This is a genomic window from Mesorhizobium sp. B2-1-8 (genome assembly GCF_006442545.2).
Taxonomy (GTDB): domain Bacteria; phylum Pseudomonadota; class Alphaproteobacteria; order Rhizobiales; family Rhizobiaceae; genus Mesorhizobium.
The window spans coordinates 4,535,798-4,554,565 of the sequence record NZ_CP083952.1 but is presented as its reverse complement, the minus strand read 5'-3'; the positions used below and the strand labels follow the sequence as shown (position 1 = coordinate 4,554,565).

General features: G+C 62.3%; 21 protein-coding genes. 9 read left to right on the top strand and 12 right to left on the bottom strand.

All coding sequences use genetic code 11. The features are described 5' to 3' along the window. Nucleotide 1: 1 nt before the first annotated feature. The 3 genes from FJ970_RS22430 to FJ970_RS22420 all read right to left on the bottom strand — a co-directional run bounded on the left by FJ970_RS22430 (nucleotide 2) and on the right by FJ970_RS22420 (nucleotide 2,402). Nucleotides 2–898: a DMT family transporter gene (locus FJ970_RS22430; RefSeq protein WP_027146679.1), complete on the bottom strand. Its 897-nt coding sequence runs from the start codon at nucleotides 896–898 to the stop codon at nucleotides 2–4. 134 nt (nucleotides 899–1,032) lie between these two features. After that, nucleotides 1,033–1,791 carry an arginyltransferase gene (locus tag FJ970_RS22425; RefSeq protein ID WP_015318275.1) on the bottom strand — a complete coding sequence of 253 codons (759 nt, stop codon included), beginning with the start codon at nucleotides 1,789–1,791 and terminating at the stop codon, nucleotides 1,033–1,035. A gap of 140 nt (nucleotides 1,792–1,931) precedes the next feature. Further along, nucleotides 1,932–2,402: an RDD family protein gene (locus FJ970_RS22420; protein ID WP_140755441.1), complete on the bottom strand. Its 471-nt coding sequence runs from the start codon at nucleotides 2,400–2,402 to the stop codon at nucleotides 1,932–1,934. A gap of 202 nt (nucleotides 2,403–2,604) precedes the next feature. Here FJ970_RS22420 and sthA point away from each other — a divergent pair, with 202 nt between their 5' ends. Next, a complete protein-coding gene (sthA, locus tag FJ970_RS22415) occupies nucleotides 2,605–3,993 on the top strand; it encodes a Si-specific NAD(P)(+) transhydrogenase (RefSeq protein WP_140755439.1) in 1,389 nt (462 codons plus the stop codon). 78 nt (nucleotides 3,994–4,071) lie between these two features. On the opposite strand, the gene FJ970_RS22410 is transcribed toward sthA, so the two are convergent. Further along, nucleotides 4,072–4,740 (bottom strand): alpha/beta hydrolase, encoded by a 669-nt coding sequence (locus FJ970_RS22410; RefSeq protein ID WP_140755437.1) that lies wholly within the window; start codon nucleotides 4,738–4,740, stop codon nucleotides 4,072–4,074. A gap of 201 nt (nucleotides 4,741–4,941) precedes the next feature. Between FJ970_RS22410 and FJ970_RS22405 the strand changes: the two genes are divergently transcribed. After that, nucleotides 4,942–6,120 (top strand): OpgC family protein, encoded by a 1,179-nt coding sequence (locus tag FJ970_RS22405; protein ID WP_140755435.1) that lies wholly within the window; start codon nucleotides 4,942–4,944, stop codon nucleotides 6,118–6,120. 16 nt (nucleotides 6,121–6,136) lie between these two features. On the opposite strand, the gene FJ970_RS22400 is transcribed toward FJ970_RS22405, so the two are convergent. Next, nucleotides 6,137–7,213, bottom strand: a complete 1,077-nt coding sequence (locus tag FJ970_RS22400) for a substrate-binding domain-containing protein (protein ID WP_140755433.1) — start codon at nucleotides 7,211–7,213, stop codon at nucleotides 6,137–6,139. 164 nt (nucleotides 7,214–7,377) lie between these two features. Between FJ970_RS22400 and FJ970_RS22395 the strand changes: the two genes are divergently transcribed. Continuing rightward, complete coding sequence (locus tag FJ970_RS22395; RefSeq protein WP_181178260.1) at nucleotides 7,378–7,521, top strand: hypothetical protein; 144 nt, start codon at nucleotides 7,378–7,380, stop codon at nucleotides 7,519–7,521. 59 nt (nucleotides 7,522–7,580) lie between these two features. Then, entirely contained in the window at nucleotides 7,581–7,727 is a 147-nt protein-coding gene (locus FJ970_RS22390; protein WP_181178258.1) for a hypothetical protein, read from the top strand. A gap of 18 nt (nucleotides 7,728–7,745) precedes the next feature. Here FJ970_RS22390 and FJ970_RS22385 read toward each other — a convergent pair whose 3' ends face one another. Beyond that, nucleotides 7,746–8,114, bottom strand: coding sequence for a DUF423 domain-containing protein (locus tag FJ970_RS22385; protein WP_140755431.1), 369 nt, complete (start codon nucleotides 8,112–8,114; stop codon nucleotides 7,746–7,748). 34 nt (nucleotides 8,115–8,148) lie between these two features. Continuing rightward, on the bottom strand, nucleotides 8,149–9,402 hold the full coding sequence (locus tag FJ970_RS22380; RefSeq protein WP_140755429.1) for a multidrug efflux MFS transporter: 1,254 nt from the start codon (nucleotides 9,400–9,402) through the stop codon (nucleotides 8,149–8,151). Between the two features lie 115 nt (nucleotides 9,403–9,517). Here FJ970_RS22380 and FJ970_RS22375 point away from each other — a divergent pair, with 115 nt between their 5' ends. Continuing rightward, nucleotides 9,518–10,183 (top strand): GntR family transcriptional regulator, encoded by a 666-nt coding sequence (locus FJ970_RS22375; RefSeq protein ID WP_140755427.1) that lies wholly within the window; start codon nucleotides 9,518–9,520, stop codon nucleotides 10,181–10,183. A 232-nt stretch (nucleotides 10,184–10,415) separates the two neighbouring features. Further along, a complete protein-coding gene (locus tag FJ970_RS22370; protein ID WP_246682203.1) occupies nucleotides 10,416–10,649 on the top strand; it encodes a DUF982 domain-containing protein in 234 nt (77 codons plus the stop codon). 60 nt (nucleotides 10,650–10,709) lie between these two features. Here the strand turns inward: FJ970_RS22370 and FJ970_RS22365 are convergent, their stop codons facing one another. Then, nucleotides 10,710–10,856, bottom strand: a complete 147-nt coding sequence (locus FJ970_RS22365; protein WP_140755423.1) for a hypothetical protein — start codon at nucleotides 10,854–10,856, stop codon at nucleotides 10,710–10,712. 199 nt (nucleotides 10,857–11,055) lie between these two features. On the opposite strand from FJ970_RS22365, the gene FJ970_RS22360 reads away from it, so the two are divergent. Both FJ970_RS22360 and FJ970_RS22355 read left to right on the top strand, forming a co-directional pair. Further along, nucleotides 11,056–12,027 (top strand): glycosyl transferase family 90, encoded by a 972-nt coding sequence (locus tag FJ970_RS22360; protein WP_140755421.1) that lies wholly within the window; start codon nucleotides 11,056–11,058, stop codon nucleotides 12,025–12,027. Nucleotides 12,028–12,179: 152 nt separating this feature from the next. Further along, entirely contained in the window at nucleotides 12,180–13,151 is a 972-nt protein-coding gene (locus tag FJ970_RS22355; protein ID WP_140755419.1) for a glycosyl transferase family 90, read from the top strand. 24 nt (nucleotides 13,152–13,175) lie between these two features. Here FJ970_RS22355 and FJ970_RS22350 read toward each other — a convergent pair whose 3' ends face one another. After that, nucleotides 13,176–14,219, bottom strand: coding sequence for an aldo/keto reductase (locus FJ970_RS22350; RefSeq protein ID WP_140755417.1), 1,044 nt, complete (start codon nucleotides 14,217–14,219; stop codon nucleotides 13,176–13,178). 281 nt (nucleotides 14,220–14,500) lie between these two features. Here FJ970_RS22350 and ppk2 point away from each other — a divergent pair, with 281 nt between their 5' ends. Then, the gene (ppk2, locus tag FJ970_RS22345; protein WP_140755415.1) at nucleotides 14,501–15,421 is read left to right on the top strand and encodes a polyphosphate kinase 2; all 921 of its coding nucleotides are present in this window, start codon (nucleotides 14,501–14,503) and stop codon (nucleotides 15,419–15,421) included. Between the two features lie 284 nt (nucleotides 15,422–15,705). On the opposite strand, the gene FJ970_RS22340 is transcribed toward ppk2, so the two are convergent. From FJ970_RS22340 to FJ970_RS22330, 3 genes are all read right to left on the bottom strand, one after another. After that, complete coding sequence (locus tag FJ970_RS22340) at nucleotides 15,706–16,350, bottom strand: dihydrofolate reductase family protein (protein WP_140755413.1); 645 nt, start codon at nucleotides 16,348–16,350, stop codon at nucleotides 15,706–15,708. Between the two features lie 389 nt (nucleotides 16,351–16,739). Next, nucleotides 16,740–17,771: a porphobilinogen synthase gene (hemB, locus tag FJ970_RS22335; RefSeq protein WP_140755411.1), complete on the bottom strand. Its 1,032-nt coding sequence runs from the start codon at nucleotides 17,769–17,771 to the stop codon at nucleotides 16,740–16,742. 113 nt (nucleotides 17,772–17,884) lie between these two features. Then, a complete protein-coding gene (locus FJ970_RS22330; protein WP_140755409.1) occupies nucleotides 17,885–18,706 on the bottom strand; it encodes a DUF2066 domain-containing protein in 822 nt (273 codons plus the stop codon). Nucleotides 18,707–18,768 lie beyond the last annotated feature (62 nt).

Sequence of the window (18,768 nt, the reverse complement as noted above, 5' to 3'; positions counted from 1 at the left end):
TCTAAGCGGGATGGTGCACCGCCAGGTCGCCGCGGCGCCTGCGTCCATCATGCAACTGCCAGAGCGAATGGGCGACCAGGGTGACAATCAGGATGCCGCCGCCGATCAGGCTGTTGCGTGTCGGCGTCTCGGCAAAGATCATCCACACCCAGATTGGCGCCAGCACGGTTTCGAGCAGGTAGAACATCGCTACTTCCGGTCCTGAAATGTATTTCGGCCCGGCGGCGAGGCAGAAGAACGAGATCGGCATGATGACGGCGCCGTTGAAGATGATCCACCATGGCGCGTTCACGTGAAAACCTTCGCCCGTCACCATGAAGGCGGCCAGCCCAAGCGGCAGAAGGACACCGATGAGCGAGGTGAATCCCATATCCTTGCCGCTGGCACGCGAGATGGTGATGGCGACCGCGATGAAGAAAGCCGAGCAGAGCGCCATGAAATCGCCGAACAGCTTGCCGGTGCCGACCGAACCGCCGACGATGACCAGCACGCCGAGGATCATGACAAGCATCGCCACGATCGTCACCGCCCGCGGTCTTTCCTTCAGGAATATCCAGGACAAGAGTGCGGCGAACACCGTGTTGAAGGCCAGGATGAACACCAGATCGGCGGTCGAGGTGTGGAAGACCGCGGTAACGAAGGTGATCGAGGTCAGCCCATAGCATATCGCCACGATCAGTCCGGACCAGCCGGGGATCAGCGGCGGGACATTCCGGCTCAGAGCGCGCCAGACCGACCAGATGATCATCGCGGCGATGAAGGTGGTTCCGGTTCGCAGCAGAAGGATCGTCCAGGCGCCGCCATCCGCAAGGCGTATCAACGGTATGTCGACAGTCAGTATCAGTCCGCCAATGGCGGTTATCAGAAGGCCCTTCTGGTGATCATGGTGAGAGGACATGCAGGAACTTTCGCAATTGAATTGCAGGCGGCGGCCGATCGGCGCAATCGCGCACTCTCTCCAGCCGAGCGGCTGAAAGACCAGCATCCCCTGCCTTGAAACAGTTTAAGCGTGGATCGTGGGAAAACTCAGCGTCAGACCGCTTCGTTGGTGTAGCGCTCCCAGCCTTTTGGGCCGAGATGCTCCTGCGGCATGAAGCGCATCTTATAATTCATCTTGCGCGAACCATTGACCCAGTAGCCAAGGTAGACATGGGGCAGTCCCATCGCCTTGGCGCGGGCGATATGGTCGAGGATCATGAATGTGCCGAGCGAGCGGCTTTCGAAATCGGGATTGAAATAGGAATAGACCATCGACAGGCCGTCGGCCATCTTGTCGGTGAGCGCGACCGCGATGAGTTCACCCTGACCCTTGCCGGTGATGAAGGTATCGGGTCCGCGCCGCCGATATTCGATCACCTTGGTGTCGACATGCGTATCCTCGACCATCATGGCGTAGTCGAGCACCGTCATGTCTGACATGCCGCCGCGGCGGTGGCGGGCATCGAGATAACCGCGAAACAGGGAATATTGTTCGGTCGAGGGCTCGGCATTGTGCATGGCGCCGACGAGGTCGGAATTGTGCTGCAGCACGCGTTTCATGTTGCGGCTGGCGGTAAACTCCTGAGCCAGGATGCGCACGGATACACAGGCGCGGCAGGTCTCGCAGGCTGGCCTGTAGGCTATGTTCTGCGAGCGCCGGAAGCCGCCTTGCGTGAGCAGGTCGTTCATCTCCGAGGCCTTGTCGCCGACCAGATGCGTGAACACCTTGCGCTCGAACTGGCCGTCGAGATAGGGGCACGGCGACGGCGCGGTCAGGAAAAACTGCGGCGACTGGGTCGGGTGCTGCGTCATCGAGCCTTGGAAACACTCCTTCGAATCGCTCTACCTTTGGCTCCGGCGACGAAAAATTCAACAGGATTGTGAAGGTGTGGCTGACTGAACACCTTCACATTTGCGCTCAAGGGCCCGTGGTTTCTCTTGAGGGCCGGTTTTTAACGGCCGGTACGGCTGACGACAGTGCCGAGCAAAAGATCGTGCAGCGTGCGCTTGCGGTCGGAGAACAACGTCACCAGCAAGACCAGCGGCGACAGGATGACGTTGCCGGCCCAGAACAGCACGGAATGGACGACCGCCGTGAGGCCATCGATCGGCCTGCCATCGAGACGGTCGAGGCGGATGCCCATCATCTTCATGCCCGTAGTGGCCTGGTCGGAGCTGCCCAGCGTGTTCCAGATGTAGAGGATGGCGACTGCCGGCACCAGGACGCCAAACAGCATCCAGCCAAGGCCGAGGGTCAAAAGGCCGAGGAAGAACACCAGGATCGCGAACGGAATGGTCAGCAGGGCGACGATGATATAGTCGAGCAAGAAGGCCAGGATACGCCTTGTGCGGACGCCTTCATAAGCCCTGACATCGTCGAGCCGAGTGTCGATGATTTCGCCGTCGAGAACGCGAGCGTTCATGTCATTTCCTCGTAACGGGGCCTGCTTAGCCTGCGCCCACCTCACCAAAAATGGTGAAGGCTCATGGCGGAATCAAGATAGGGACATTTTCCCGCCACGCCGGGCGGGACAGAATGGGCTGACGGTCTGAACCGGTTGAATTCGCAGTGTGGATGGCGTTAGCTTGCTGCGGCGCAACAAGACGCCGAGGGGACGGGGCAATATGGACTACGACATGCTGGTCATCGGCAGCGGCCCCTCGGGCCGCCGCGCGGCGGTGCAATCGGCCAAACTCGGCAAATCGGTGCTGGTGGTCGACCGGGGCCGGCGTCTTGGCGGCGTCTCTGTCCACACCGGCACCATTCCCTCGAAAACGCTGCGCGAAACGGTGCTCAATCTCTCGGGCTGGCGCGAGCGCGGCTTCTATGGGCGCGGCTATCGGGTCAAGCAGGATATCTCGGTCGGCGACCTGATCGAGCGCCTGCACAAGACGCTCGACCACGAGGTCGAGGTGCTGCAACACCAGTTCATGCGCAACACGGTCAAAAGCGCGCGCGCGGCGGTGAAATTTCTCGGCCCCAACAAGGTCAGCCTGACATCGGACAGTGGCGACTACAGCGAAGTCGGCTTTGCCAATGCGCTGATCGCCGTCGGCACGAGGCCGCATCGGCCGCGCGACGTGCCCTTCGACAAGACCCGTGTCTTCGACAGCGACGAGATGCTTGAACTCGACCGCCTGCCGCGCACGCTGACGGTGATCGGCGCCGGCGTCATCGGCGTCGAATACGCCACCATCTTTTCCGCGCTCGACGTGCCGGTGACGCTGGTCGAGCCGCGCAACTCCATCCTCGATTTCGTCGACCGGGAGATCGTCGACGATTTCATCCACCAGATGCGCGACCGCGGCATGACGATAAGGCTGGGCAGCGCGGTCAAGGAAATCCGCTCCAAGGCGGAAGCCGCCGAGGTGGAACTGGCCGATGGCCGCACGATCCGCTCCGAGGTCGTGCTCTACGCCGCCGGCCGCACCGGCAATGTCGGCAGCCTCGGCCTCGACGTTGTCGGCATCGAGGCCGACTCCAGGGGCCGTATCAAGGTCGATCCGCAGACTTTCCAGACCAGCGTGCCCAATATCTACGCCGCCGGCGACGTCATCGGCTTTCCGAGCCTCGCCTCCACCTCGATGGAGCAGGGCAGGGTGGCCGCCTGCCATGCCTTTGGCGTGACCCTGCCGGCGCCGCCGGAGACCTTTCCCTACGGCATCTATGCGGTGCCGGAGATCTCGACGGTCGGCCAGTCGGAAGAACAGGTACGCCAAAGCGGCGACGCGTATGAGGTCGGCGTCGCGCGCTTCCGCGAGACGTCGCGCGGCCACATCATGGGTGTCAATACCGGCTTCCTGAAGCTGTTGTTCTCGATCGAGACGCGTCGACTGCTCGGCGCGCACATCGTCGGCGAGGGCGCCACCGAACTCATCCACATCGGCCAGGCGGTGATCAATCTCGGCGGCACGGTCGACTTCTTCGTCAACAACACCTTCAACTACCCAACGCTGGCCGAGGCCTACAAGATCGCGGGCCTCGACGCGTGGAACAGGATGGGGCGAGGGTAGGTTACCCTTCCATCTGGGCGAGCAAAGTTCGGATGGTGACCAAACGCTGATTGGGCAGCGAGCGGTCCAGAAAGACAGTCAACCTATCTGCGCAGCCGCCGCCGATCCCGCCAGCCATCGCTCGACGATCGCGGCGTCCGGGTCACCGATTTCGTGGCCCGATGGAACAATCCGGGCGTCGATCTCCGTGCCGTGTCGGCTGAGCAGCGTCACCAGCGCCGGCGCGAAAGGCCCGTAGGTCTCGTCGGCGGCTCCGGCAATGATCAGCGTCCGTGTTCCCGTAAGGTCCGTCGCCGGTACCTTGTCGAGCACCGGCATTGGCCTCAACAGGGCCGCCCTGCGGACGATGCCGGGATGCAGCAGCATCAGGCTCGAAACCAGATTGGCGCCGTTCGAATAGCCAAGGAATGTTGCGTGACCGAGATCAAGTCCATGGCGCGCGGCGCCTTCGGCTGCAAATGCCGCGAACGCGGCGGTTTCGACACGTATGCTTTCCTGGTCGAAGGTGGTCGGCGTGATTCGCTCGAACCAGCGAAAACCGTCCTCCTGGGGGATGCGGCCTCGCACCGCGATCAGGACGGCGTCGGGTGCCATGCTTCTCGCCAGCGCCACCATGCTTGTCTCGTCGACACCCGATCCATGCAGCAGGAACAGGCATTCACGGCGGCCCTTGCCAGCGCCGAGGAGGCGATACGGAAAGGCCAGATCCAGCACTAGGGTGCCGTTTTCGGCATTGTCGCCAGTCATATCGCATCCCGTTGATTATATGAGGTTCCGCTCAATTTGCCGGCTTCAAAACGCAATATTTTCATGCTCCGCGAAAGTTGATTGAACCAGGCGCATTCCGGCCCGTTTCTGCGGCGATACACTCCATCCGGGAGGAATCGAAGCGGTGCGTCGGGGGTCGCATTGCTGGACATGAACAACCAGCTTTGAGGCCTTTTGTCGATGACCACCCCTGTTTCGCCCGAACGCGACACGCGTATCGATGTATTGCGCGCGCTGGCGTTGCTCACGATCTTCATCGACCATGTTCCGGGCACGGCTTTCGAGGCCCTGACCTACAAGAATTTCGGTTTTTCGGATGCGGCCGAAGCGTTCGTGCTGATTTCCGGCATCTCGGTCGCGCTCGCCTACGGCACGAAATTCCGACCGGGAGGCCGGCTTCTGGCGACCTTGAAGATGTGGCGGCGGGCGGGCGTGCTCTACGCCGCCCATATCGTCACGACGATGGTGGTGATGGCCCTGTTCTGCGCCGTGGCGGTGTTTGCCAAGCGGCCGGAACTGCTGAAGCTCATCAATATCGAGCCGCTGATGAAGAATACGCCGCAAGTGCTGGTCGGCATCGTCACGCTCGGCCACCAACTCGGCTACCTCAACATCCTGCCGGTCTATGCGGCGCTGCTTTTGATGGCGCCGGCATTCGTCCTGTTCGTCAGCTACAGGCCCGTCGCGGCGCTCGTCGTATCCGGCACGCTGTGGCTCGTAGCCGGAATCTGGCAGATCGCGCCGCCCAATTACCCCGAGCCCGGTTTCTGGTTCCTCAATCCGCTGTCCTGGCAGTTCCTGTTCAACATCGGCCTTGCCGCCATGCTGCATGTCAGGCGCGGCGGTGTCATTCCGGTCAACCGCTGGCTGATCGGCGCGGCCGCCGCCTATGTGTTGGCGGCGCTGGTGTGGGTGCATAGCCCGCTCTGGGGACATATAACGTGGTTCAACCTGCCGGTGGTGATCGGCGGCTTCGACAAGACCTTCCTGTCGCTGCCGCGGCTGTTGCACATCCTGGCGGTGAGCTACCTCGTCGTCGCCCTGCCGGCGCTCTCCAGCCTGTTCCGCACCAGCCCCGACCACCCGCTGGCGATACTGGGCAAACGATCGCTGCCGGTCTTCATCGCCGGCACGGTGATCGCCATGGTCGCGCAGGTGATGAAGGTGATCAATCCCGGCGGGTTCGTCTATGACAGCCTGCTGATATCGGCCGGCATTGCCATGCAATTCGCGCTCGCCTTCTATCTCGAATGGCTGTCGACCATCGGCGGCTCGGGCAAGGCCCGCACGACGCAAAAGGATCCAGCGCCGGCTCGTGCGCCTTTCGGCCTCTCTGCCGTGGCAAGAGCCAATCGGTAGGCGGTTCGGGGGCGGTTCAACCGCGGGGCTGGCCCGACGAGCCCCGCACGATCAGTTCGACAGGCAGTTGCTGCCGGCTGACCGGCCCGTCGCTCTCCAGGATCGCCCTGACCGCAAGGCGGCCCATCTCGGCGATCGGCTGGGCGATCGTGGTCAATGGCGGCTCGGACACCGCGGCTTCCGGAACCCCGTCGAAGCCGACGACGGAAATTTCGTCAGGCACGTTGAGCCCGCGTGCGCCCAGCCATTCGAGCGCCACCAGGGCTATTCTGTCCGACATGGCCAGGATGGCGGTGGGCGGCGCGTCGGAGGCGAAGATGGTTTCTAGGCCCGCCTTCGTGCTCGCCAAGTCGTTGGCGGTCTCGTAGACGGGCACTTTGGATATGTCGACGCCAACCCGCGAAAGCTCCCGGAGATAGCCGGTGAGGCGGTCGCGCGTCCCTGCATAGGTTGCGGCCCGGACCTGTTCGGCCGAAACAAGGCCTGTCCTGTCGTCGGCGAAGGGCAGCGCCAGGACGGCGAAGCGGCGATGTCCGAGATCGGTGAGATGGCGGGCCGCCATGCCGGCGCCGGCGATGTTGTCGACACCGATCGCGGCGACCGACCCGTCCTCGGAATCGAGGTCGAGCGCGACGAAGGGCAACTTGCGTTCGCGTGCCAACTCCACCAGGCGCGAGCCGCCCTCGATGCAGAAGACGATGAAGCCGTCGACAAGGGCGCTCTGGATGTTCCAGGCAAGCTGCTCGTTGTTGGCGGCCGAGACCAGGGAAATGCCGGCTCCCGTAGCATCGCAGGCCTGCGAGATGCCCGCCATCATGACGCGCGCGAACGGATCGTCGAAGAAATAGGAGAGGGGCTCGGCTGTGGCAACGCCAATGGCGTTGACCTTGCCGGCGCGCAGCAGCCGGCCCTTTGGATCGGGCCCGCCATATCCCATCGCCTCGGCAGCCGCGCGAACCCGTTCGCGCACTTCCTCGCGTACGATCTCGGGTCGGCTGAATACGTTGGACGCCGTGCCGTGCGAAACACCGGCGGCCTTTGCGATGTCGGCCAGCCGTACGGGTCGTCGATTGCCTGCGGTGAGTGACGCCATTTGCGCGTGCCTCCTGACATGCATTTAGCACGTTCCTGGGCCGCATCTAGTATTTTCGTTGGATCGATTCAAAGTTTGCTTGACCAGCGGCGATCATGGTCTTATGTTTGAATCGATCCAAAATAACAGATTTGAACTGTTTGACTGGCCAAAGGAGGAGCGTCATGCATCCTGTCAACTATCTGTTCGATGACATTTATCGCAGCGACTGGAATATCGGGTCGGCCGCCAACAAAGCCAGGCGCCGTGGTGAAACCGGTCCATGGATTCGCGACCTTCGTTTCCTGGTGGTCCGCAATCGGGGCTAATCAGCCTATTCTTTTCAACGCCCGTGGATTGGATCGATTCAAAACGAGGAGAATGAGACATGCATCCCATCCAGCATCTGTTCGAAGATATTTATCGCAACTACTGGGGCATCATGCCTGCCGCCGAGCGGCCAGAGGCAAGGCGCCTGAAGAAGCCGGCCGCGCGCAATCGTGATCTGCTGATCCGACCCGAACGTCGGCGCTGATTCCTGCTGGATTGAACCTCAGGAACGTGGGCGTGCCAGGGCAGAAATTGCTATCGCCAGCCAGCCGACGATGAGCAAGGTGCCTCCGATTGGCGCCGACATCGGAAACAGTCTCGATCCCAGGAAATCGCGGGCGAGAAGATCGCCCGCGAAAAGCACGAGCCCGGCGAGCAGAACGAGGCTTGCGATGCGCAGCCAGCGGTTTGCTCCTCCGACAAGGCCAACGGCCAGAAAGACCGGAGCATGCATCAGGAGGAACGACGCGGCCGTGCCGATGAAGGCGCCGCCGCGATGCGCGGCTGCTGCCGAAAGCGCCACCCCCGCCGCGCCGACGAGACCGCCGGCAAGCACGAGGAGGCGGCTGCCGTTTGGGTCGGCGAGGTTCATGGTCGGCGTGCTCCTTCTGCGGGTCGGGTAAGTCTCAGGGCTTGCCCGCTTCCAGTGCCATATGCCGCGTCCGCCGCGACTGGACAATCCAGTTGCATACGGCACCGAGCGCCATCAGCACCGATGTGCCGAGAAACACCGCCGGCATGCCGAAATGGCCGCCGACAAAACCGCCGGCCAGCGGTCCCGCGACCTGCCCGACATACTGCGCCGAGATCGCCAAGCCAAGCACGTTGCCGCCGACGCCGTCTGGGATGTTGTGCCTGATGACACTGGTGATGCAGGGCAGGAGGCCGCCCAACGCCACGCCCATCAGGAAACGCAGGCCGATGAGCTGCCAGCCGTTGGTGACAAAAGCCTGCGGGATGAGCAGCAGCGCCGAGACCGCCAGCGCTCCCACGACAACGTTCCAGTGCCCGATCCGGTCTGCGAGCTTGCCGAGCCAGGACGCCGACAGGATGGTGCCGAGCGCGGCCGCCGACATCACAACGCCGGCGACGAGCGTCACCCGGCTCTGGTCCTCGATGAGCTGCTGCACATAGACGGCGATGATAGGCTCGATCGACATCGTGGCGAAGGCGAGCAGCATGCCGGTGGTCAGCATGGCCACCACCGGGCGCTTGTCCGGGATCTGCGACCAGCCGCTTTTCGGCTTTGCCGCCGGCGCGGCTTTGGCCGCCCTCTGGCGCGGGTTCTCCTTGATGAGGAAAGTCGTCGCTAGGAAGGCGAGGAAGATCACCCCGCCTGACAAGAGGAAGGTGGCGCGAATCCCGATCACCGGCGGCAGCACGCCGCCGAGCAGGGGACCGACCAGCGAGCCCGCCGTGATGCCCGCCGACAGGACGCCGAGCGCCCAGCCTGAGCGCTCCTTCGGCGTCTGCATGGCCACCAATATGGTTGAACCCGAGGAATAGCCGCCGGCGAAGCCGATCAGCAGGCGCAGCAGAACCAACTGCCAGACCGTCTCGACCATACCCGTCAGCGACATGCAGATCGCCATGCCGAAGGAGGCGCGTACCAGCATCACCTTGCGGCCATAGCGGTCGCCCAGGCGTCCCCACAACGGCGCGACCATGGCCGCGGCGAAGAAGGTGGCGCCATAGGCGATGCCGGACCACTGTACGATGGCGGCATGACCCTGTGCGCCGAGCTGTTCGACATAGAGCGGCAGGAAGGGCAAGAGCAGGGTCATGGCGATGAGCGTGCTGAACGAGCCCGCGAAACAGACGGCGAGATTGCGTCGCCAGTGGATATTATAACCGCTTTGCCGCGTGTCTTCCTGTGCCATGTCCTGCCTGCCCGGTATCGGCGCTTGCTGCGGATACCATTTTGGGATACCAAACTGGTATCCGTCATGAACTTCAAGCCGGTCGCTGTCAATGCGGCTACCGAAAGGATGCGCGATGTCGCAGATGCAGAATGTCGAACGGCAGCTTCGCGAGATGATCCTGGCGCTCGAGATCGGGCCGGGAGAGCGGCTGACCGAACGCTGGATCGAAGGCCGCTTCGGCGCCTCGCGCACGCCGGTCAGGGCGGCACTGCTGCGGCTGGAGACCGAGGGACTGGTCGGCAGGGACGGGCGCGGCTGGACGGTCTCGCCCATTAACCTCGCCGAGCTCGAGCAGATCGCGGTCTATCGCGAGGCGGTCGAGGTCGCGGCGCTGCGGCTGACATGCGGGCAAGCCGACAAGAGCGCTGTCGATATCATCGAGGCGATGCTCGATTCCTGCGACGAAAACACGCCGCGCGAGGAATGGCATCGTGTCGGCATGGATTTTCACATCGAGCTGGCGCGGCTATCCGGCAACGAATTCCTGTTTCGGGCGGTCCGTGACGCCATGACGCGCCTGTCGCGCGCCCGCTGGCTGGAAGTGCGTGACGAAACGGCCCTTGGCCGTGCCTGGCTCGAACATCGCGCCATCCTTGCCGTGACACGCCTTGGTCAGGCCGATGAAGCCGCGCGGATGCTGTCGGCCCACATCGTCGGCAGCCGTGACCGGCTGGTGACGTCGCTTGCCAACGACCGACGTGGCCTTCGCGCCAGGGGATTTGCCGTCGTCGCCGCTTAATGCATGTCGCCCGGAAGTGTCCTCGGTTCCGGGATAACGACATGCATGAAATCAGAAGCTTACAGCAGGTCGGGCGAATTCTATTCGCCGCGACATGCTGTAGTGCGGGCTATGCACGGTAGCGTTCGCCGGAAAAACAGGCGGCGTCTGACGCGAAGCGCACTTTCGGCCTCGCTTCAAGCAAGCCGATGGCGTAAGAGCGGCGATGGAAAACAATCGGTTTGAAACGCCCGTGACCGTCAAATCCGTCACGGCGGGGAGCACTCAGCTCTTGCGTTCGGCAAGGGAGGCTTCCGATTACCTTCTCAACAGCTGGCCCGGGAAGCGCAGCGCCAAGCATCGCGCGGCGCTGCAGGCCTGCCACGATGCGCTCGCCGGCGACAAGCCGGCGATGAATGCCCGACGCGCTTTCATCGCCGCGGCGCGGGAGGTGGATGTTTTCATCAGCGACAAGGCGCCAGTCTGACATAGGCTGACACCGACAATTCGCATTGAGGCACGGCCCGCATTCGCGGGCCGCATGCCGTTACTCCTCGGTTTCGGCCTCCGTCTCGGTCTCGGGCTTCGAACGTTCGCGCGCGGCAACCTTGGCCGCCAGCTTTTCAGCCTTCTTGGCCGCTTTCTGGCGGTCGCGCTCCTTGCGTTCCTGATCGTAGTTTGGTGCTCGCGCCATATCGGCTCCTTTTGTCACTGCCTTGCGGCCCTGAACCTGCCTAGGAGCATTAGCCGTCAAACACAACAGCCGAAGCGACAATGCGTGGATGCTGGTGTCGAAGAGATGCGGGGGCTTGCCAGATGGGCGCCACAATGATGTAGGAAACCCGGGGCGCCAATGAATTGAGAGCTGCCTGTTTATTTTGATCAAGTGACCGATGGCCACAATTTCGCGGACCGCAGCAAGAGTTTTCTACTATGCGAGAAACGCCGCGCGCGATGTCGCTCCGCAGGCGCTGTTTCGCGCCAGGCTGGCCGGCCGTCTCGAAAGGGCCAGGCTTTCCGGTGAGGCGGTGCGCCGCAGGCTGAACTACTACAACAAGCTGCAGGATGGGTTCGCGCCAAGCGGCAATGCCGTGCGCATCGGCAAACTGCCGTTCACCCCGACCATGTACTATTACGACCTGAAGGAATTCGCCCGCTACTTCGATCCCGGTTTGTTCATCGACCTCGAATTCGGCGATGTCAGGAACGTGCCGAAGATGCCGACGATCGTCAAGGATCGGCCGATCCGTGATGACGACAAGAACGCGATCATCATGAAGCTCGACAAGTTTCGCCATTTCCAGATGCCGGCTGACACCATCTCGTTCACCGACAAGCTGCCGGCCGTGGTCTGGCGCGGCGATCTCAACAATCCGATCAGGACAAGATTCCTCAAGGCAGTGCGCGACCTGCCGTTCTGCGATGCCGGCTCGCACAAGCCGAATGCGCCAGCGGAATATGCCAGGCCCTTTCTCAGCATCAGCCAGCACCAGCGCTATCGCTACATTGTCTCGCTCGAGGGCAATGACGTGGCGACCAACCTCAAATGGATCATGAATTCCAACTCGCTCTGCATGATGCCGCCGCCGACCTATGAGACATGGTTTGCCGAGCGGCAGCTCGAGGCGAATGTCCACTATGTACCGCTCGAAGCAGACTTCTCCAATCTTGCCGAACACGTCGCATATTTCGAACGGAATCCGGCGAAGGCAGAGCGCATCGTCGCCGCCGCGAACGCCTATTGCCGCACATTCGACGACGAGCGGGCCGAACAGGCGATCTCCCTGCTGGTGCTCTACAAATATTTCGTGCTCTCGGGTCAGATCAAACCTCATGCCGAGGTGTGGCGCTACATAACGGGCTAGTTGCCGGTGCATCCCCCCGGCGCGCCTCGTCAAGGCCGGCGCCATCTGTTCGGGCACTGCCGGAAAGCGTGGCCCAACGATGCGCAATCATGCCGCCGGAACCATCCCGGCTGTTGTCTGTTTAGTGGCGCTTGTTTTAGATTACGAGAACGATGGCCACCATAAAACGAACGACGGCAAGGGTCTTCTACTATGCGCGAAACGTCATGCGCGATATCGCACCCCAGGCGATCTTCCGACGACGGCTGGCGGGCCGCCTGGAACAGGCCAGGCTCTCGGACGAGGCCGTGCGCCGACGGCTGAATCACTACAACAAGCTGCAGGACCCTTTTACGCCAGGCCCGGATGCGGTGCGCATCGACCAGATACCTTTTGAACCGAGCATGTACTATTACGACCTGAGGGAATTTGCCCGCTATTTCGATCCGTCATTGCTCATCGACCTGCAGTTCGGCGACGTCAAGGGCGTGCCAAAAGTGCCGACGCTCGTCAAGGACCGGCCGATCCGCGCCGACAACGGCAGCGCTGTCATTATGAAGTTCAACAAGTTCCGCCACTTCCACATGCCCGCCGACGCCGTCGCCTTCGCCGACAAACGCCCGGTCGTGGTCTGGCGCGGCGACCTCAACAATCCGATCAGGACACGGTTCCTGGATGTCGCGCGCGACTTGCCGTTCTGCGACGCCGGTTCGCACAAGCGCAGTGCGCCGGCTGAATACAGCAAGCCCTTCCTCAGCATCAGCCAGCACCTGCGCTATCGCTACATCGTCTCGTTGGAGGGCAATGACGTGGCGACCAACCTCAAATGGATCATGAATTCCAACTCGCTCTGTCTGATGCCGCCGCCGACCTACGAAACATGGTTTGGCGAGAGCCAGCTCGAGGCCGGTGTCCACTATGCGCCGCTCGAGCCGAACTTCTCCGATCTCCGTGAAAAGGTAGATTATTTCGAGCAGCATCCGGCCGCGGCGGAGCGCATCATCGCCGCTGCCAATGCCTATTGCCGCAAATTCTCCAATGAACAGGACGAGCAGGCGATCTCCCTGCTCGCCCTCTACAAATATTTCGTGCTCAGCGGCCAGATCGAACCCGATGCCGAGCTCTGGCGGTTCATCGGCAGCTAGCTCTCGCTCTTGGCCTGACACCTATCAGAGATCGCTGCGGTCGAGAACCATGTCGGCGGGGCCGAAGCGATCCTTCGCCGTCAGTTGCTGGTGCCAGTAGGGGTAGAGCAGGGGCGGCCGGCTGACCGCGTCGAGGCGCTGGCGTTCCTCGCTGCCGAGCTCCAGGGCCGCGGCCGCGAGGTTGTCCTTCAGCTGGACGTCATTGCGGGCGCCGATCACCAGCGAGGAGACGGCAGGGCGGCCGAGCAGCCAGGCAAGGGCCACTTGCGCCGCCGATACTCCACGATCCCTGCCGATCTCGACCAGCACATCGACGATCCGCCAGAGCCGGTCCTCGTCGCGGATCGGCGGCTCGGACCAGCCGGCGAGCTGGCGGGCGGTCGGGCTGTCGCGGCGGTATTTGCCGGACAGCAGGCCGCCGGCGAGCGGGCTCCAGACCAGCACGCCCAGCCCCTGGTCGACCGAGATCGGCAGCAGCTCGTACTCGGCCTCGCGCGCTTCCAGCGTGTAATGGATCTGCTGGGTGACGAAGCGTTGCTGATGGAGGCTGTCGCTGATGGAAAGCGCCTTCATCACCTGCCAGCCGGAATAGTTGGAGCAGCCGATGTAGCGCACCTTGCCCTGGCTGACCAAAGTGTCGAGCGCCGCAACGGTTTCCTCGAGCGGGGTGAGGCCGTCCCACTCGTGGACGAAATAGATGTCGATGACATCGGTCTTCAACCGCTTCAGGCTCTTCTCGCATTCGCGGATCAGATGATGGCGCGACAGGCCCTCGTCGTTCGGGCCCTTGCCGATCCGCATCCGCGCCTTGGACGCGATCAGCACGTCGTTCTTGCGTTTGCCGCCGAGCGCTTCGCCTATGATTTCTTCGGACAGGCCGTTCGAATAGACATTCGCGGTGTCGATGAGGTTGATGCCGGCGTCGATGCACATGTCGATCATCCGCTTGGCTTCGGCGAGATCGCTGTTGCCGACCGCGGCGAAGGGCCCGGCGCCGCCGAAGGTCATGGTGCCAAGCGTCAGTGTCGAAACCTTCAGGCCCGAACGGCCAAGGGGGCGGTATTCCATCTCAGATCCTCACGATTTTGTTGAAGAGGCGTGCCGCCAAGGGCAGGCCTGGAACGCGACCGGGGATTTGTAGGACAATTCGGTCGGCTTGTCGCCGTGCGATGACGTCGATGGATCATACATCGCGGAATTTGCAACGGCCGCAATCGCGCCCGGGCTGCAATAAAACCGTCACTGCCGGCCTATATTGAAGTCGGCTCAGGTGTTTCCATTCCAGGCCGCTGGCCAGCAATTGGGGCGCCCAGTGGTAACCGACAGGGCTTGCAAGCGGAGCAGTTGATATGACCGAGCTGAAACAGAATTCCCCTGCCAAGGACTGGCTCGAAGCCGAGCTCGCCGACACGCTCGACGAAGATTATGAGCTCGAATTGTCGGAGCCGGCGCTGTCGATGGAGATCGCCAAGATCTACAAGAACTCGCATCCGCCTTCGATCGATCGGATGCAGTATTTTCGCGACCTGATCAGCCTCCAGTCCGAATTGATCAAGCTGCAATCCTGGGTCGCCTATCACAAGAAGAAACTGGTGGTGATTTTCGAGGGCCGTGACTCCGCCGGCAAGGGCGGCGTCATCAAGCGCATCACCCAACGGCTCAATCCGCGCATCTGCCGCGTCGTGGCGCTTCCGGCGCCGACCGAACGCGAGAAGTCGCAATGGTATTTCCAGCGCTATGTCCCGCATTTGCCGGCAGGCGGCGAGATCGTGTTGCTCGACCGCTCCTGGTACAACCGTTCCGGCGTCGAACGGGTGATGGGCTTTGCCAACCCCGAGCAAGTCGAGGAGTTCTTCCATGACGTGCCGGAGTTCGAGCGCATGCTGGTGCGCTCGGGTATCACCGTGGTCAAATACTGGTTCTCGATCACCGACGAGGAACAGCAGATGCGCTTCCTGATGCGCATCCACGACCCGATGAAGCAGTGGAAGCTGTCGCCGATGGACCTGCAGTCGCGGGTGCGCTGGGAACAATACACCAAGGCCAAGGAGGAGACCTTCGCCCGCACCAACATCCCCGAGGCGCCGTGGTTCATCGTCGAGGGCAACGACAAGAAGCGCGCGCGCCTGAACTGTATCGATCATCTGCTGAAGCAGCTGCCGTACGAAGACGTGCCGCACGAGGAGATCACGCTGCCGGAGCGCGTCTTCAACCCCGAATACGAACGCCAGGTCCTGCCGCGCGAGCTTTACGTGCCGGAGAAGTATTGAGACAGATATTCCCTTCTCCCCGTCACTATACGGGGAGAAGGTGCCGGTCCACCCTCCGCAGCTGCTGCGGAGGACGGGCAGGCAGATGAGGGGCGGCGCCAGCTTCTACAAGTTAAACCCGGCCAAATCGCTGCGTGGACCGAACGTATTCTGAGCTATTTTTGTAATCGGCGGTGTTGTCGGACAAGGCAATCTTCGTTCGGCGGCGCTGCCCCTCATTGTCCTGCCGGACATTTCTCCCCGTATAGTGACGGGGAGAAAGGGGCCTGTACCAAGCGCTCCGCCTAGGCTCGCTTGATGACCACGTGGGTGGCCAGCGCCGTTGCCGCCTGCTCGGTGCACTGATAACCGAGCTTGGGCGTGTCGAGGCCGGCAAAAAGGTTCTCGCCCCTGCCAAGCAGCACCGGCGAGATCGCCAGGTGCATCTCGTCGATGAGTTTCTCCTGCAGATATTGCCGGATGGTGGAGACGCCGCCGCCGACCCGCACGTCCTTGCCGCCGGCCGCCGATTTCGCCTGCTCGAGCGCCGAATGGATGCCGTCGGTGACGAAATGGAAGGTCGTGCCGCCTTCCATGGCTATGGGCGCCCGCTTGTGGTGGGTCAGTACGAAAACAGGCACATGGTACGGCGGGTTGTCGCCCCACCAGCCTTTCCACTTGTCATCAGGCCATTCGCCCCGGATTGGGCCGAACATGTTGCGGCCGAGGATCCAGGCGCCGAGGTTCTCGAAGCTGCGCGCCGCAAAGTCTTCGTCGACGCCCGTCTCGCCACCTTCCTCGCCAAACATCTTGCGGAAAGTGCGGGTGCTGAAAGCCCATTTGTGCAGGGCCGGTCCGCCGACACCGAGTGGATTTTCCAGGCTCTGTTCGGGACCGGCGCCGTAGCCGTCGAGGGACAAGCTGAAAGCGTTGACGCGAAGTTTGGGCACGGGAACCTCCTAAACCACTCTTATTTTGCAATTGGTTTCTTGTAGCAAACTGATTGCTAATTGCAAGCGGTATTTTCCGGACCCATTGCATGTCGCCCGGAAGTGTCCTCGGTTCCGGGATAACGACACGCATAAAATCAGAAGCTTACAGCAGGTCGGGCGAATCCTATTCGCAGCGACATGCTGTAAGGCGCGTGCTTGGACCTCACCGCCAAGTGATGCCCGGAAAATTCCGCGATCAATGGTGTTGGCGCTGTCTCGGCATCCGCCATATCAGCTTATTCGCCGGTGCGTTCCATGAAGCGGATGTGGTTGCTGAACGGGTCGATGACCTCGACCGTGAGAAGAGGACCGGCAAAATCGCTTGCCGGTGCCTGAAATGGCAGGATCTATCCTTTCAGTATAACAGCCACTTCGGGAGCGAAATAGGTCAGGATACCGTCGCAGCCGGCACGCTTGAAAGCCAGCAGCGATTCCAGCATCGCCTTCTCGCCATCGATCCAGCCATTGGCGCCGGCCGCCTTGATCATCGAATATTCGCCAGACACCTGATAGGCGAAGGTCGGCATCTGGAATTCGTCCTTCAGCCGGCGGATGATGTCGAGATAGGGCAGGCCGGGCTTGACCATCAGCATGTCGGCGCCCTCGGCGATGTCTTGTTCGGCCTCGCGCACCGCCTCGTCCGAATTGGCGTGATCGATATAGTAGGTCTTCTTGTCGCCCTTGAGCAGCCCGGCGGTGCCGACCGCTTCGCGATAGGGGCCGTAGAAGGCCGAGGCGAATTTGGTGGCGTAGGACATGATCGCCACGTCCTGAAAACCGCTGGCGTCGAGGGCGTCCCGGATGGCACCGATACGGCCGTCCATCATGTCGGACGGCGCGATGATGTCGGCGCCGGCGGCAGCCTGAATGACGGCCGCCGCCGCGACCTGTTCCACGGTCTCGTCATTGACGATGATGCCGTCGCGCAGGATGCCGTCATGGCCATGGCTGGTGAATGGGTCGAGCGCCGCGTCGGTGATGATGCCGATCTCGGGCACCGCGTCCTTTATCGCGCGGGTGGCGCGGTTGATGACATTGTCGGGGTCGAGGATGTGGGAACCGGTCTGGTCGCGCAGGCCGAGATCGACATTGGGGAAGGTGGCAAGAGCCGGAATGCCGAGCTTGGCCGCGCGTTCGGCCTCCTTGACCGCAAGGTCGACCGACAGGCGAAAGACGCCGGGCATGGCGGCGATCGGTTCGCGGACATTCCTGCCCTCGACGACGAAGATCGGCCAGATCAGGTCGTCGACCGAAAGCCTGTTCTCCTGCACGAGCCGGCGCGACCAGTCGGCCTTGCGCATGCGGCGCAGGCGGCGGCTGCCGGTGACGTCGTCGACGCTGCGCGCGCCGGCGGGTTTTGCTGGGGTGAATTTGTTCATGGCCAAAACTCCGGATCGGCAGCTTTTACCACGAGCCCTTGGTGCTGACCAATGCGACACGTTTGTGCCAGTGTCGAAAGCTGCCACAGCGCTGTCCCTCCACGCCTGTTGGGTCAGGGGTGCCCATTGCCCGAAAGGATCTGTGCCGCGCCTCCGATTGCCACACGAAACGCCTCGTCGAAGCTGACACCGCGCACCTGCCAACGATAGGTCTTGCCGTGATCGGCCAGTCGCCAATCGGCGATCCAGCCTAGCTCCTCATCGCTCCATACGATGCTGCCGGCGAGCGCTCGGTCGCCTCCGGCTTGTTTGGCCAGCCGATCCAGTTTCGCCATGTCGGCCGCCCGCAGCGCTTCTTCGCCCAGGTCGCTCAGCTGTGCGGCCTTCGGAAAGACAACATGCATCAGCATCGGACCGGTGGCATTGACGAAAGATTCGCGCATTGTCTCGCCACGCCCTTCCTCGGCGGTCAGAACGAAATGCCGAGCGCCTTGTTCAGTCGTGAGAAAGACGGTGAGCGTCGGCCGTTCGCCAAGCCAGGGCCTGCTGCCGAGCGACGCCAGCAGCTTGTCGATCACATCAGGTTTGTAGAAGCAGGTGAGATCATGCGGCCGGTCATGCGTGCCTTGCTCGTCATGGATCGGAATGCCCTCCAGCCGGTCGCGGTAGCGAAAGCTGTCGACAAAGCTGCCGGCCTTGTCGCGCAGCGCGTCCATTTCGCGTCTGGCAAGCAGCCGCTGATCGCCGGAAACCCGGATCAGGACTTTGTCGAGGCAAATCCTGAAGCCGAGCTGGCGGTTTTCTTCACCCTGGCCGGTGACGATGGTCTGCGACTGGTAAAGGTCGCCAAGGTCGGCCGCCCTGGCGGAGACATTGCTTGCCCACAACGCCGACAGGCAACTCAGAACAAGGGCAAGGCGCAAAAACTGCGGCATGGCTCACTATCCCGCTCGTGGCCTGTCGTAATGGCCGCCAACGTCTAGCATCGGCCACCGCT